The sequence below is a fragment of the Streptomonospora nanhaiensis genome, from assembly GCF_013410565.1.
In the GTDB taxonomy this organism is placed as follows: Bacteria; Actinomycetota; Actinomycetes; order Streptosporangiales; family Streptosporangiaceae; genus Streptomonospora; species Streptomonospora nanhaiensis.
Genome location: NZ_JACCFO010000001.1, coordinates 5,959,200 through 5,973,615, shown reverse-complemented (window position 1 = coordinate 5,973,615; position 14,416 = coordinate 5,959,200). Strand labels below are relative to the sequence as shown.

Annotated in this window: 12 protein-coding genes; 6 read left to right on the top strand and 6 right to left on the bottom strand. The window is 76.4% G+C overall.

Going from position 1 to position 14,416, the window contains the following annotated elements; genetic code table 11:
- Positions 1-161: 161 nt before the first annotated feature.
- The 5 genes from HNR12_RS26290 to HNR12_RS26270 all read right to left on the bottom strand — a co-directional run bounded on the left by HNR12_RS26290 (position 162) and on the right by HNR12_RS26270 (position 5,261).
- Complete coding sequence (locus HNR12_RS26290) at positions 162-1,883, bottom strand: sodium/solute symporter (protein WP_179770061.1); 1,722 nt, start codon at positions 1,881-1,883, stop codon at positions 162-164.
- Positions 1,883-2,233 (bottom strand): hypothetical protein, encoded by a 351-nt coding sequence (locus HNR12_RS26285; protein ID WP_179770060.1) that lies wholly within the window; start codon positions 2,231-2,233, stop codon positions 1,883-1,885. The genes HNR12_RS26290 and HNR12_RS26285 overlap by 1 nt, the downstream gene beginning before the upstream one ends.
- Positions 2,233-3,111, bottom strand: coding sequence for a LytR/AlgR family response regulator transcription factor (locus tag HNR12_RS26280; RefSeq protein ID WP_179770059.1), 879 nt, complete (start codon positions 3,109-3,111; stop codon positions 2,233-2,235). Before HNR12_RS26280 ends, HNR12_RS26285 begins: the two co-directional genes overlap by 1 nt.
- Complete coding sequence (locus HNR12_RS26275) at positions 3,111-4,115, bottom strand: sensor histidine kinase (RefSeq protein WP_217782440.1); 1,005 nt, start codon at positions 4,113-4,115, stop codon at positions 3,111-3,113. The genes HNR12_RS26280 and HNR12_RS26275 overlap by 1 nt, the downstream gene beginning before the upstream one ends.
- A gap of 327 nt (positions 4,116-4,442) precedes the next feature.
- On the bottom strand, positions 4,443-5,261 hold the full coding sequence (locus tag HNR12_RS26270) for an IclR family transcriptional regulator (protein ID WP_246425176.1): 819 nt from the start codon (positions 5,259-5,261) through the stop codon (positions 4,443-4,445).
- Positions 5,262-5,385: 124 nt separating this feature from the next.
- Here HNR12_RS26270 and HNR12_RS26265 point away from each other — a divergent pair, with 124 nt between their 5' ends.
- The 6 genes from HNR12_RS26265 (at position 5,386) to HNR12_RS26240 (ending at position 12,462) form a co-directional block, all read left to right on the top strand.
- Entirely contained in the window at positions 5,386-6,618 is a 1,233-nt protein-coding gene (locus tag HNR12_RS26265) for a CaiB/BaiF CoA transferase family protein (RefSeq protein ID WP_179770056.1), read from the top strand.
- A 7-nt stretch (positions 6,619-6,625) separates the two neighbouring features.
- Positions 6,626-7,408: an enoyl-CoA hydratase-related protein gene (locus HNR12_RS26260; RefSeq protein ID WP_179770055.1), complete on the top strand. Its 783-nt coding sequence runs from the start codon at positions 6,626-6,628 to the stop codon at positions 7,406-7,408.
- Between the two features lie 183 nt (positions 7,409-7,591).
- On the top strand, positions 7,592-8,575 hold the full coding sequence (locus tag HNR12_RS26255; RefSeq protein WP_179770054.1) for a Bug family tripartite tricarboxylate transporter substrate binding protein: 984 nt from the start codon (positions 7,592-7,594) through the stop codon (positions 8,573-8,575).
- Entirely contained in the window at positions 8,575-9,276 is a 702-nt protein-coding gene (locus HNR12_RS26250; RefSeq protein ID WP_179770053.1) for a tripartite tricarboxylate transporter TctB family protein, read from the top strand. Before HNR12_RS26255 ends, HNR12_RS26250 begins: the two co-directional genes overlap by 1 nt.
- 174 nt (positions 9,277-9,450) lie before the next feature.
- On the top strand, positions 9,451-11,028 hold the full coding sequence (locus tag HNR12_RS26245; RefSeq protein ID WP_179770052.1) for a tripartite tricarboxylate transporter permease: 1,578 nt from the start codon (positions 9,451-9,453) through the stop codon (positions 11,026-11,028).
- Between the two features lie 213 nt (positions 11,029-11,241).
- Complete coding sequence (locus HNR12_RS26240; protein WP_179770051.1) at positions 11,242-12,462, top strand: MFS transporter; 1,221 nt, start codon at positions 11,242-11,244, stop codon at positions 12,460-12,462.
- 64 nt (positions 12,463-12,526) lie between these two features.
- On the opposite strand, the gene HNR12_RS26235 is transcribed toward HNR12_RS26240, so the two are convergent.
- Complete coding sequence (locus HNR12_RS26235; RefSeq protein ID WP_179770050.1) at positions 12,527-14,302, bottom strand: hypothetical protein; 1,776 nt, start codon at positions 14,300-14,302, stop codon at positions 12,527-12,529.
- Positions 14,303-14,416 lie beyond the last annotated feature (114 nt).

Below are 14,416 nucleotides of genomic sequence, written 5' to 3'. Positions count from 1 at the left end.
ACTCTCGGCCCCTCCCGGGCCCTGGGACGCGCGCGGGGCCCGGCCGGTTCCCCGGCACGGGCGGCGGCGGCCCGCATGGCCGCCCGTCACCGCGGCGCCCCCGGCGCCGCGCCCCGCCCTTCGCGGTGCCCCGCTGTGCCCTCCGGTGCCCGCGGCGCTCCTCAGCGCGCCCCGGCGCCCGGCCCGCCCGGCCGCGGCGGCGCCTGCGGCCCCTCCCGCCGCCGCTCGTCCAGGTGCAGCCGCAGCATCGCCCGCCGCGACCACGACGGCGGCCGGCCCCTCAGCGAGACCCCCGCCATCGCCGCGAACGCCAGCGGCACCGTCCACAGCGCCGGCTGGGTCACCAGCAGCCCGCCCAGCCCGCCCAGCGGCGGCCCGAACAGCGCCAGCGCGATCGCGCCCAGGGTGGTCAGCAGCCCGGTGAGCACCCCCGCCACGGCGCCCGCGGCGGTCAGCCGCGGCCACCACACGCCCAGCACCAGCAGCGGGCAGAACGTCGCCGCCGCCACGGTGAACCCCCAGGTCACCACCACCCCGACGTCGATACCTGCGGCGGGCAGCGCCAGCAGCACCGTTGCCGCCGCCACCCCCACCACCGTGGCGCGCAGCCGCCGCAGCCCGCCCGGCAGCAGGTCGTGCGCGATGGCGCCGGCCATCACCAGCACCAGGCCCAGCGAGGTCGCCAGGAACGCCGCGAAGGCCCCCATGGTCAGCAGCGCGGTGGCCAGCGTGCCCGCCCACCCGGTGTCGACCTGGGCGGGCAGCGCCACCACCACGGTGTCGGTGGCGTTGGACAGGTACAGCTCGGGCACCAGCACCCGCCCCAGCACCCCGTAGACCCCGGGGAACAGGTAGAACACGCCCAGCAGCGCCACCGTGATCGCCGCCGTGCGCCGCGCCGCCCGGCCGTCGGGGCTGGTGTGGAACCGCATCAGGATGTGCGGCAGCCCCATGGTGCCCAGCGCCGTGGCCACCAGCACCGCCCACGTGCCCACCAGCGGGTGGCCGTCGCCCTCCTGGTCCAGCAGCGGCCGCGCCCACTGCTGGGCGTCCAGCGGGGCGTCGCCGCGCACCTCGGGCACGCGCGCCCCCTCGGGGAACACCGCCGAGGTGCCGCCGGCCATGGGGTGCTCGCCGGGCCGCAGCAGCCGGGGGTCGCCCTCGCCGGTGCGCACCCGCGTGGGCTCCTCCACCACCAGGGTGACGTCGACCTGGAAGGAAACCGGGGTGTCGGCGGCGAACCGGGTGAAGTCGACCGGGTGGACGGCGGCGTGGCGCACCTCGGGTCCGGCCGCCACCACCAGCCACACCGCCGGGACGATGAACAGCAGCAGCTTGAGCCCGAACTGGAACGCCTGCACGTAGGTGGCCGCGCGCATGCCGCCCAGCGCCAGCGTCACGCTCACCACGAACCCGGCGATCACCACGCCCACCCAGTAGGGGGTGGCGCTGACCGCGCTGAGCACCAGCCCGGCCGTGCGGAACTGCGGCACCACGTACAGCGCGCCGATGACCAGCACCACCGCCGCGCTCAGCCGCCGCAGCCCCGGCGAGCGCAGCCGCGCCTCGGCGAAGTCGGGCACGGTCAGCGCGCCCGAGCGGCGCAGCGGCGCCGCCACCAGGATCAGCATGGCGATGTAGCCCGCGGTGAACCCGACCGGGTACCACAGCGCGCCCACGCCGTCCTTGACCACCAGCCCGGCCACGCCCAGGAACGACGCCGCCGACAGGTACTCCCCCGACACCGCCGCGGAGTTCAGCAGCGGCGAGACACGGCGCGAGGCCACGAGGAAGTCGGAGGTGGTGCGCATGGCGGCCACCCCGCGCAGCCCGATCACCAGGGTTCCGGCGACCACGAGCGCGACGGCGGCCAGCGCGCCCATCAGCCCTCCTCGATGTGCTCGGCGCGGCGCAGCTGCCAGCGGGCGAGCAGCATCATCGCCGGGTAGGGCAGCCAGGCCAGCAGCGGCCAGGCCAGCGGGACCCCCAGCAGCCGGGGCCCCGCGCCCTCGGGCCACAGCGCGAACGCGGCGGGCAGGCCGATGAGCAGCACCAGCACCGCCGCCAGCGCCCGCAGCGCCTGGGCGCGCTGGCGGCGGTAGAGCCGCAGGGCGCGGTCGGCGTCGGCGGGGTCCAGCCGGGGCACCCGCCAGCGGCCGCGCGCCCGCCCGCGCGCGTGCGCCAGGCGGGTCTGCGGGCTGGTCACGGCCACGCGGCGGGGGCGCTGGGGCATCAGGGCCGCCGCTCCGGTCGGGCGGGGCGGGCCGGGCGCTCGGACCGCGGGGACCGGTCGGCGCGCTCGGCGCGGTCGCGGTCGAGTTCGCCGCTGCGGGCGGCCTGGAGCAGGCGGGCGCGCAGCTCGCGGGCGTGGCGGCGGCTGACCGGGACGTCGCCGAGGTCGGTGTGGGCCAGCAGCCCGCCCACGGCGTCGCTGCGCAGCTCGCGCACGGCGCCCAGCGCGACCATGAACCCGCGGTGCACCCGCGCGAACCCGGCCTCGGCCCAGTACTCCTCCAGCCGCGAGATCGGCATCCGCACCAGGTGGACGCCGCCGGCGGTGTGCAGCCGCACGTAGTCGCCGCTGGCCTCGACGTAGGCGACGTCGCCGCGGCGCACGTAGCGGGTGCGCCCGGCGGTCTCGACCCGGATGGCGGCCATGGTCTCGGGCGCGCGGCGCCGGCGGGGCACGGCCGCGCCGCCCTCGGCGCCGGCCGGCTCGGGCGGCCCGGCCGCCGCCAGCCGCGCCGCCTTCTTCAGCGCGGTGGCCAGCCGGTCGGCGCGCACCGGTTTGAGCAGGTAGTCGATCGCGCCCAGCCCGTAGGCGGTCAGCGCGTGGTCCTCATAGGCGGTGACGAAGACGATGACCGGGGGGTCGCTGAGCCGCGACAGCAGCGACGCCAGCTCGATACCGTCCAGGCCCGGCATGGCGATGTCCAGGAACACCGCGTCGAAGGGCCGGGCCTGGATGCTGCGCAGCGCGCTGATGGGGTCGCCGGCGGGGGTGACCTCGGCGACCTCGGGGGCCTCGCGCAGCAGCCGGCACAGCTCCTCCAGCGCCAGCGGGACGTCGTCCACGGCCAGCACCCGCAGCCCGACGGGCCGATCCGCCATCAGGGCATCACTCCCGGCTGGAATCGGGGGACCCGCAGCACCACGCGGGTCCCGGCGTCCACGGCGGTCTCCACCACCAGGCCGTACCAGGGGCCGTAGACGTGGCGGAGCCGGCGGTCGACGTTGGCCAGGCCGACGCTGTCGGCCGCGCCCCGCCCGGCCAGGGCCGCCTTGGCCACGGCGGGGTCCATACCGGGGCCGTCGTCCTCCACACTGATGACGCAGTCGTTGCCCTGGGCCTCGCCGGCCACCTGCACCAGTCCGGCGCCCGGCCGCGGCTCCACGCCGTGGCGCACGGCGTTCTCCACCAGCGGCTGGAGCACCAGGTAGGGCATTGCCACGCCCAGCACCTCGGGCGCCACGCGCACCTGCACCCGCAGCCGGTCGCCCAGCAGCGCCCGCTGCAGGATCAGGTACGCCTCGATGGCGTGGAACTCGTCGGCGACGGTGGTGTAGTCGCCGTGGCGGGCCAGGCTGTAGCGGGTGTAGTCGGCGAAGTCGGTCATCAGCTCACGGGCGCGGTCGGGCTCGGTGCGCACCAGCGAGGCGATCACGGTCATGGCGTTGTAGACGAAGTGCGGGGAGATCTCGGCGCGCAGCGCGCGGAACTCCGCCTGGGCGGCGAGTTCGGCGGAGGTCTCCAGGCGGCAGCGCTCCAGCGCGTCGGCGATCCAGTCGGCGGCCTTGCGCACGGCGGCGGCGGGCACCGGCCCCGACACCACCAGGGCCCCGGCGAGTTCGGCGTCGACGTGCAGCGGCACGGCCACCAGCGGCGCGCGCCCGGCGGGGTCCTCGGTGTGCAGCACGGAGTCGACCAGGGCGGAGGTGGGTGACCCGGGGGCCGGGCGCCCGGCCCACACCAGGGCGCCCGACAGGTCGGCCAGGGCCAGGCCGGGGGCGCCCAGCAACCGCCGCACGCGCCGGGCGGCGCGCGCGGCGCCGGGTCCCGACAGGCCGTCGCGCAGGTCGTCGACGACCCTGCGGGCGGTGCTCAGGACCGCCATGGCGTCGGTGCGCGGCGGCACGGGCCAGGTCCGCGCCGGTGCCCGGCGCGGACGGCGGCCGGTGGATCGCTGCATGGTCGGTTCCAACGGGCTGGGGGAGGGTGTCCGGGAGTGTGGGGCGGCGGGTCGGGTGAGCTGGTGCGATCGATCCTACGGCGCGCGGGTGTCGGCCGCATCACATCGGTCCGGGGCCGGCCGCGGGCCGGTCAGCGGGTGTCGGCGACCCGGGGCTCGGCGTGGGGGCGGCCCCTCAGCTCGTGGAACCCGGTCGCGTTCGCGCCCCACTCTGCCGGGCCGGGCCGCCGCCCGCCGGGAGGCGGCCGGCCGTCAGGGCCGGGGGCAGCCCAGGGCCTGCGACACCGAGGCGGCGCAGCGCCGCACCTGCGGCCCCATCTCGCGCATGCGCTCCTCGGGCATCCGCGACTCCGGCGCGCTGACGCTGATGGAGCCCACCACGCGGGAGTCGTGGTCGAACACGGGCGCGGCCACGGTGCGGATCCCGGGGGTGCGCTCGGAGAAGGACAGCGCGTAGCCGTCCTCGCGGACGCGCGCCAGCTCGGCGCGGACCTCGGCGCGGTCGGTGATGGTGGCGGGGGTGACGGGCGCGATCGGTTCGGCCAGGACCGCCTCGGCCTCGGCGGCGGGCAGGAACGCCAGCATCGCCTTGCCCGGGGCGCCGTAGACGAGCGGGATGGGCACGCCCAGCTCGGTGTAGGTGCGGCGCAGCGCGTGGTGGCTCTCGACCTGGTCGACCACCGCGCGCCGGTTGCCCGGCAGCAGTTCGTGCAGGCCCACGGTCTCGTCGACCAGGGCGCGCAACTCGTGCATGGGCCCCCGGGCGGCGTCGCCCAGTGTGGTGGGGAACGCGCCGCTGCGGGCGAGCTGGACCAGCAGCGGACCCAGGGCGTAGCGCCGCTGCGGCGTCTGCCGGACCAGTCCGTTGGCCTGCATGGACGCCAGAATCCGGTGGGTGGTGCTGGTGGACAGCCCCGTGGCGCGGGCGAGATCGCTGATGCCCATCTCGGGGCGCCGGGGGCTGAAGCACTTGAGGATGGCCACGGCGCGGTCGATCGACTGCACGCCCTGGCGTGCGGCGCCCGCAGCGCGCGCGCCGCCGACGGCCTGGCCTTCGGTTGTCTCGCTCAATTTCTCCCAACCCCATTGACGTTCACATGCCTGCAATCGTACGTTCCTGTTATACGGGATCGTATCCCACAATGCGGAAAGCATGTGACATCACCGTGGGAAGCACACGAAATCAGGTGCGTGGATGAAGCCACTCGACGGATTCCGGGTCCTCGACCTCACCCGTTTCCTCTCCGGCCCCTACTGCACGATGGTGCTGGCGGAGCTGGGAGCCGACGTGATCAAGGTGGAGCAGCCCATCACCGGCGACGACTCCCGCCGGCTGGCCCCCAAGGTCAACGGCGAGAGCTACCCGTTCGGCATGCCCAACCGCAGCAAGCGCAGCGTGTCGCTGGACCTGAAGGACCCCCGGGGCCGCGACGTGTTCCTGCGCCTGGCCCAGGGCGCGGACCTCGTCATCGAGAACTTCCGCCCCGGCGTGGTCGCGCGCCTGGGCATCGACCACGAGACGCTGCGGGCGGCCAACCCCGCACTGATCTACTGCTCCATCAGCGGGTTCGGCCAGACCGGCCCCTACCGCGACCGGCCGGGCTTCGACATCATGGCCCAGGGCGCGGTGGGCTTCCTGCGGATGACCGGCCACCCCGACGGCCGCCCGGCCAAGGTCGGGATCGCCGTCAACGACATCGCCGCCGGCGCCACCGCCATCTACTCCATCCTGGCCGCCGAGCTGAACCGGCGCGCCACCGGGCAGGGCGACTACATCGACATCTCCCTGGTCGACGCGGGCCTGGCCTGGACGGTGTGGGAGTCGGGCGCCTACTTCGGCAGCGGCGAGGAGCCCGCCCCCACCGGCACCCGCCACCGCCGGTCGACCCCCTACCAGGCCTACCGCACCGCCGACGGCTACGTCACCATCGGCGCCAACAACGACCGGCTCTGGCACCGCCTGGTGGTGGACGCCCTGGAGCGGCCCGCCTGGCTGGAGGACGAGCGGTTCGCGACCCTGCCGGCGCGCATGGCCCACATCGACGAACTCCAGGAGGAGATCGAGGCCATCACCACCACCCGCCCCACCGCCGAGTGGATCAAGGCCCTGGACCGGGCGGGCGTGCCCGGCGGCCCGGTGCTCACCTACGCCGAGGCGCTGGCCGACCCCCACGTCATCGCCCGCGGCATGGTCGCCGAGGTCGAGCACCCCATCGTCGGCACCATGCGCACCATCGCCCCGCCCGCCAAGTTCGGCTCACTGGAGTTCGAGGTCAAGGGCCCGGCGCCGTGGCTGGGCCAGCACACCCGCGACGTCCTGGCCGACGCCGGGCTCAGCGAGGCCGAGATCGCCGAACTCTACGCCGCCGAGGTGGCCTACGACGCCCACCCCGAACTCCACGACTCCCCCGCACCGCAGGAAAGGTAGGCACCCCATGTCCGACGATCTGGTGGTGGAGCGCTCGGGCGCCGTCGCGACCCTGACGCTGAACCGGCCCGAGAGCCGCAACGCCATCCGGCTGGAGATGTACGCCGAACTGCCCGCCCTGCTGCGCGGCATCGACGACGACCCCGGCGTCAAGGTGCTGGTGGTGCGCGGCGCCGGCACCAAGGCGTTCGCCGCCGGCGCCGACATCAGCGAGTTCGGCCGGGTGCGCGCCGACGCCGAGAGCGCGCGCTCCTACAACGAGCACGTCGCCGCCGCCGAACGCGCCCTGGAGGGCATGGCCAAGCCCACCGTCGCCATGGTCCACGGCCACTGCGTGGGCGGCGGGTGCGGCCTGGCGCTCGCCTGCGACCTGCGCTTCTGCGACACCAACGCCGGGTTCGCCATCACCCCGGCCAAGCTCGGCCTGGTCTACAGCCTGGAGTCCACGCGCCGCCTGGTCGACCTGGTCGGCCCGGCGCAGGCCAAGTGGATCCTGTTCTCCGGCGGCCGGCTGGACGCCGACCGCGCCCTGCGCACCGGCCTGGTCGACGCGGTGACCGAGCCCGACGCCCTGGCCGAGCACACCTACTCCTTCGCCGAACTGGTGGCCACCCGCGCCCAGTACAGCGTGCGCGCCGCCAAGCAGATCGTGAACCGGATCGTGGCCGGCCAGCTCCACGACGACGCGGAGACCACCGAGCTGCGCAACTCCTCCTTCGACACCGACGACTACGCCGAAGGCGTGCGGGCCTTCCTGGAGAAGCGCCCGCCCCGCTTCACCTGGTCCTGACAGCAGGGCGCCCCGCCGGGCCGCGGACCCTTCGCGCCCAGCGGGGCGCCCGGGCGGCCCGACCTCCGCCGCCCACCGCCGCCGGTCCCCCGCACCCTCCCTGAGCCGGCCGCCGCCCAGCACCCGCGGCCGGCCCGCGCCCCACTACCGAAATCCCGCACCGTGCCGGCGAGGAGGCACCCCATGCCCCGAACCACCACCATCCGCCTGCTGGCGTCGGCGACACTGCTCGCCGCCGTGACCGCCTGCGGGGCGGGGACGGCGGTCGAGGAGAACCCCGACGCCTACCCCAGCCGCGAACTGGACTGGACGATCGCGTTCGGCCCCGGCGGCGGCAACGACATCATGGCCCGCACGATCGTGGAGATCCTCCAGCAGCAGGAGCTGTACCCCCACGACATCGTCGTCGAGAACCGGGAGGGCGGCAGCGGCGCCACCGGCTGGGGCCACCTGCTCAGCAGCGCGGGCGACCCCTACGTCATCTCGACCACCTCGGGGTCGTTCATCACCACGCCGCTGCAGGCCGACACCGGCTGGACCCACGCCGACTTCACGCACGTGGGGCTGTTCGCCACCGACGACACCCTGTTCATCACGCCCGACTCCTCCGGGATCACCACCTGGGAGGACTGGGTGGCCCACGCCAAGGACGCGGGCACCGTGTCGGTGGGCGGGATCGGCACGGTCAACGTGGACTACATCATCCACGCCGAACTCGCCGACCAGGCCGGCTACGAGATCGAGTACGTGCCCTTCAACGAGGAGGGACAGCTCCAGACGGCGCTGTCCTCGGGGGCGATCGACGCCATGGTGTCCAACCCCGGCTCGATCATGGGCCAGGTCGACAGCGGCGACGTCAACGCCCTGCTGTTCAGCGGCGAGGACCCGCTGGAGGCGCTGCCCGACGTCCCCACGGCCGCCGACCTGGGCTACGACGGCATGGTCTCGATGCCGCGCGGGCTGATCCTGCCGCCCGAGACCCCCGACTACGCGCGCGAGTGGTGGATCGAGACCATGAAGCGGGTCGTGGCCACCGACGCCTGGCAGGACTACCTGGAGAAGAACCACCTCACCGAGGACCTGCGCTGGGGCGACGACTTCACCGCCTACCTGGAGGAGACCGGCACGCGGTTCGAGGACTCGCTGGAAGAGCAGGGGGCGGTCTGATGGCCAGGACCGGCAACCCCCGGGTGCGGCTCCCCTTCCAGCGCACCCCTCCGGAGGCGGGCGGCGCCCCGGCCGCGGCCGCCGCCGCGGCGCGCGGACCGGACGCCGCCCACGGCGGCGCATCGGCCGCCGGCGGCGGGCGCCGGATCGCCGTCACCGGCGCCACCGTGTTCTACCTGGTCCTGGCGGCGGTGCTGGCCGGCTACACCGCGATGGCCTTCGGCATGGAGTGGCAGACCACGGCCGGGCGGATCGGGCCGGGGCTGTTCCCCCGCGTCATCGGCGGCCTGGGAGTGGCGGCCTGCCTCCTGGCGGCGGCGCACAGCGCGTCGGCGCGCCCGGCCGCCGCGCCGGAGGCGTCCGACGGCGCGCCGGACACCGCGGCCGGCACCCGGGCCGAGGCGGGCGGCGCGGCCGCCACCACCCCCGACACCGCGGACTCCCCGGCAGCCGCCGAGTCCCGCCACCCCTGGCTGGTCCTGGCGCTGTGCGCCGTGTGCGCCGCGTTCGTCACCGTCCTGGTCCCCGTGGGGGCGGTGATCACCGGCTCCCTCGCGCTCATCGCCGCGCTGCTGCTGTGCGACCGCGCCCACCCCGTGCGCGCCGTCGTCCTCGGCGCCGCCTTCCCGACCGCCCTCTACCTCGTGTTCGTCTGGTGGCTCAACGCGCCCCTGCCGCCGGGCCTGCTCCCGCTGCGCTAGCCGGCCCCCTCCCCTCCGCCGCAGCCGGCCCCCGTCCGCGCACCGCCGGTGCGCCCGGCCCCCTCGGGCCGGCGCACCGGCCGCGGACCACGGCGCCGCCCGCCGCCCTGCCCGGCCGCGTCCGGCGCCCCCCGCACCCGCCCTGCCGAGTCCGGCACACCCCTCGGAGTCCGCATGGACATCTTCGCCAACCTCGTGAGCGGCATCACCGGCGTCCTGACCCCCACCAACCTGCTCTTCCTGGGCATCGGCGTGGTCGTGGGCATGCTCGTCGGCGCCATCCCCGGCCTGGGCCCCTCGGCCGGCCTGGCGATCCTGCTGCCCCTGACCTTCGGCCTGGAGCCCACCACCGCCATCGTCATGCTGGCCGCCGTCTACTACGGCGCCATGTACGGCGGCACCATCACCTCGGTCCTGATCAACACCCCGGGCGACTCCGCCAGCGTGCCGGCCACCCTGGAGGGCTACCCCATGGCCCGCAAGGGGCGGGCCGGGCCGGCGCTGGTGATCGCGGCGGTCGGCTCGTTCGCCGCCGGCACGGTCGCGGTCGTCCTGCTCACCATCGCCGCGCCGCTGATGGCGGGCGTGGCGTCCTCGTTCGGCCCGCCCGAACTGTTCCTGCTCATCATCATCGGGCTGCTCACCCTGGTGGTCCTCGTCGGCCGCAGCTGGCTGCGCGGGCTCATCTCGGTGCTGATCGGGTTCGCCATCGGCACGGTGGGCATCGACGTGGGCGGCGGCGAGCAGCGCTACACCTTCGGCTCCACCGAGCTGATCAACGGCATCGACTTCATCCCCGTGGCCATCGGCCTCTTCGGCATCGGCGAGATCCTGTGGACGCTCTACCGGGGCGGCCACAACGACGACACCATGACCGACGTGCGGGTGGACCGCCGCTCCGCCGCCTTCTGGCCCAGCCGCCAGGAGTGGCGCGACTCGCGCGGGGCGATCGCGCGCGGCACCCCGCTGGGGTTCGTGCTGGGTGTGGTGCCCGGCGCCGGGGCCACCGTGGCCTCGCTGATCTCCTACGGCATCGAGAAGGGGCTGTCCCGGCGGCCCCAGCGGTTCGGCCGAGGGGCGGTCGAGGGGCTGGCCGGGCCCGAGGCCGCCAACAACGCCGCCGCCACCGGGGCCATGGTGCCGCTGCTGACGCTGGGCATCCCGGGGTCGGCCTCCACGGCGGTGCTGCTGGGCGGGTTCCTCATGTGGGGCCTGCAGCCCGGCCCGCTGCTCATGCGCGACAACCCCGACTTCGCGTGGGGGCTGATCGGCAGCATGTACCTGGGCAACGTGATGCTGCTGGTGATGAACGTGTTCTGCATCCCGCTGTTCGCCAAGGTCACCAAGACGCCGTTCCGCACGCTGGCGCCGCTCATCATCATCCTGTGCGCGTTCGGCACCTTCGCGGTCAACGGCAGCGTGGTCGAGGTGGGCATCATGTTCGCCTGCGGGGTGCTGGGGTTCCTCATGCGGCGCTACGGCCTGGCCCCGGCGGCGACCGTGATCGCGCTGGTGCTGGGCCCGATGGCCGAGGAGACGCTGCGCCAGACCCTGCTCCTCCAGGGCGGCCTGGGCCTGTTCGTCGAGCGCACGCCCTCGCTGGTGCTGCTGTGCGTCCTGGTGCTGCTGCTGTGCGCGCCGGTCCTGTCCGCCCCGCTCAAGCGCGCGGCCGCCGCGCTGATGCCGCGCCGCGCGGCCGCGCGGGCGGCCGGGGAGGCCGGCGCCGCCGAGGACGCGGCACCGAAGGCGTGACCCCCGGGCCCCGCCGTCGCGGGCGGCGGGGCCCGGGGCACAGCGGCACCCCCGGCCGGAGCGGGCCGGGGGTGCCGCACCGCGCGAAGGCCGGGCCGCCGCCCGAACCGGACAGGGCGGATCATAGGATCCCCGGGGCGCGGACGCGCGCCGTCGGCGGTCGCACAGGCGGCGCACACGGCATCACGGGCACACCAACGGGGGGCGGCGGCGATGGGCGGGCGGACCGGGCGGCGCGGCGGCGCGGGGCAGGCGTGGCTGTGGCCGCTGCTGGTGAGCGTCGTGCTGACGCACACCACCCTCAACCTCGCGCGCCCGCTGATCTCCTACCGCGCCATCGCGCTGGGCGGCGACGCCGCCGCCGTGGGCCTGATCACCGCCGCCTACGCGCTGCTGCCGGTGGTGATGGCGGTGCCACTGGGCCGGTTCATCGACCGCACCCGCCACGGCGTGGTGCTCATCGCCGCCGGTACCGGCCTGCTGGCCGCCGCCTCGCTCGCCCTGGCGGCCGCCCAGGGCCTGGCGCTGATCGCAGCCGCCAGCGCGGTGCTGGGCGTGGGCCACCTCGTCTGCATGATCGCCGGGCAGGGGCTGATCGCCCGGCTCTCCCCCGACTCCGGCCTGGACCGCGCCTTCGGCTGGTTCACCGCCGCCGCCTCACTGGGCCAGCTCGTGGGGCCGCTGATCTCGGGGGCGGTGCTGGGCGACGCGGGCGGGCCGGCGCTGGTGGGCGCCACAACCACGGCGCTGCTCATCGCGGGCGCGATGGCCGCGCTGGGTCTGCTGCCGCTGGCGGCGCCGGCGCGGCTGCGCCCGCGCCCGGGCACCCGGGCCGCCGGCGCGCGGGGCGGGGAAGGCGGCCGGGGCGCGGCCGAGCGGATGTCGTCGCTGGCCCTGCTGCGCCGCCCCGGCCTGCCCTCGGGCCTGTTCTCCAGCCTGGCGCTGCTGGCCTCGATCGACATCCTCACCGCCTACCTCCCGTTGATCGCCGAGGCGCGCGGCATCTCCCCGGCGACCGTGGGCGTGCTGCTGGCGGTGCGCGCGCTGACGTCGCTGCTGTCGCGGCTGAGCCTGCCCTGGCTGATCGTCCGCTGGCGGCGGCGCACCCTGCTGACGGCGAGCACGGCGGGTGCGGGCGCGGCGCTGGCGGTGGTGGCCCTGCCCATCGGCTCCCCGGTGGCGCTGGGCGCGGTGCTGGCGCTGGGCGGCTTCCTGCTGGGCCTGGGGCAGCCGCTGACCATGACGATCGTCGCCACCGCCGCACCGCAGACGGCCCGCGCCACGGCGCTGGCCCTGCGCCTGTGGGGCAACCGGGTCGGCCAGGTCGCCATCCCCGCCGCCGCGGCCGGGATCTCCAGCCTGGCGGGGACCTCCGGCGGCCTCTGGCTCACCAGCGCCGTCCTGGCGGCGGCCGCCGCGGCGTCCTGGCGCTGAAGCCGCGCCCGGCAGGCTGTGTTCGCAGGTTCGCAGGTTCGCAGGTTCTCGGGTTCTTCGGCTCTCAGCCCAGCTTGGGCCGGCGCGAGGTGCCGGTGCCGGGCGGCCGGCGGGCCTGCGACGGCGCCGTGAACCCGCCGCGCTGCCGCGCGCCCGCCCCCTTGGCCAGCGGCACCCGCGCCGACGGGCTCTCGGCCGGGCCCCCCGGGTCCAGGGGCGGCCGGCCGTGCCGGTGCAGCGCCCGGTTGACCGCCTGGACGGCGGTGGCGACGAAGCCCGCCACCACGCCACCGGTCTCGGCGAAGGCGTGCCGGCCGGCGCGCTGGACCTCGCGGATGTCGGCCGGGCCGAAGATGCGGGGCGGCAGGGCGCGCGAGGCCGAGCCCGCCACCTCGAACACGTGGCGCCCGCCCCCGACCGGAACGGACACCCGGTAGCCGAGGTGCTGGCGGGCGCCGTCGAACAGCAGCTCGCCGGTGATCTCCCGCTCCGGCACGCGGGCGGCGTGGGCGAACTCCAGCAGCACCCCGGGCAGGCGCGGCACCCGCCCCATGGCGGCCACGTAGGCGCCCGCCTCGCGGCCGTGGGCGCGGAACCGGACCTCGCCGCCGGGGCCGCGCGTCGCCGCCACGGCCTCGGGCGCGGCCTCCCACACCACCTCCAGGCGGCCGTCGCCGCCCCAGGAGGGATCGTGCGCCCGCAGCAGCCGCTTGTACCGCTCGCTGACCCCCTCGCCGGTGCGCGGCGCGCCGACGAGCTGGACGACGTGCGCCCGGGGGTTGGCCGCCAGGATCGTCTCGGGTGCGGCGCCGACCCCGCCGCGGCCGGCCACCAGCCAGCTGTCGCTGACGGCGGCGTCGAACCGGCCCTCGACCACCTCGTCGCTCCACAGCGCCCGGCCCGGGGCGGCGGCGCGGGCGCGGTCCCACGCCTCGGTGGCGCGCAGCGTCCGCAGCGCCGACCCGACCAGCGGCCCCGCGGGGTCGGCCGGGTCGGTGCGGCGCGCCGCGTCCGCCAGGCGGGCGGCCCAGCCGATGCTGCGCAGGGTCTCCAGGGCGCTCTGCGCGGTGCCCTCGCGGTCGGGCAGCCAGGCCAGCGCGTCGATCACCCGCGGGTCGGCCCCGTGCCGCGCCAGGTGGTCGGCGATCACGGCCAGGGCGTCGGGGACCGAGGGCACGGCGCGGTCCGCGCCGGGGACCCGCTGCCCCACCCCGGTGGCCACCACCGGAGTGCCCTCGACCTCGACGACCACCGGCTCCGAGCCGTCGGTGGGCTGGATGCGCGCCAGCAGCCGCCCCCGGCCGTCGGCGGCGAAGCGGGCCATGCCGTCCACCAGCGGGCCCCGGGCCGCCAGGGTGTCCTCCCAGAAGTGCAGGGCGCCCAGCGGCACCGGCCGCTGGGCGTCGGCGAACTGTCCGGGGTCGCCCATCCCGATCTCCTGGAGGCGCTGGATCCGGTCGGCGGCCGGGAGCGGCACGCGGGAGTTGCCGACCTGCCACTGGGTGCGGGTGTCGACCACCAGCACCTCGGGATCGCGAGCGGCGACCGAGGCGCCGGCGCCGATGGCGACGGAGAAGCGCGGACGGGACCCGGGGGGCAGCAGGGCGCTGAGCCGGCGGATCTCGGCCAGGGTCGCGGCGCTGCGGTCGCCGCGCGCGGCGGCGGCCTGGCGCACGGCCTCGGGAAGTTCGTCGCGGCGGAACGGGGTGCCGTCGGGGCGCAGGCCCGGCATGGGGTAGTGGAACCGCTCGGGCAGGCGGGCACGGGCTCCCAGGTGGGGCGCGGTGGGCTCCGCGCGCGCCGGGACCGGTCCGCCGGCGTTCTCACCCTGGTCGTCCACGATGGCCCTTCCCCTCCGCGTGCGATTCGCCGGAGACGGACGGCCGACCGCCGAGGGCGCACGGGGGGCGCCAGAGGACCGGATCACCGCGGTGCCCGCCACGGTGCGGGCACC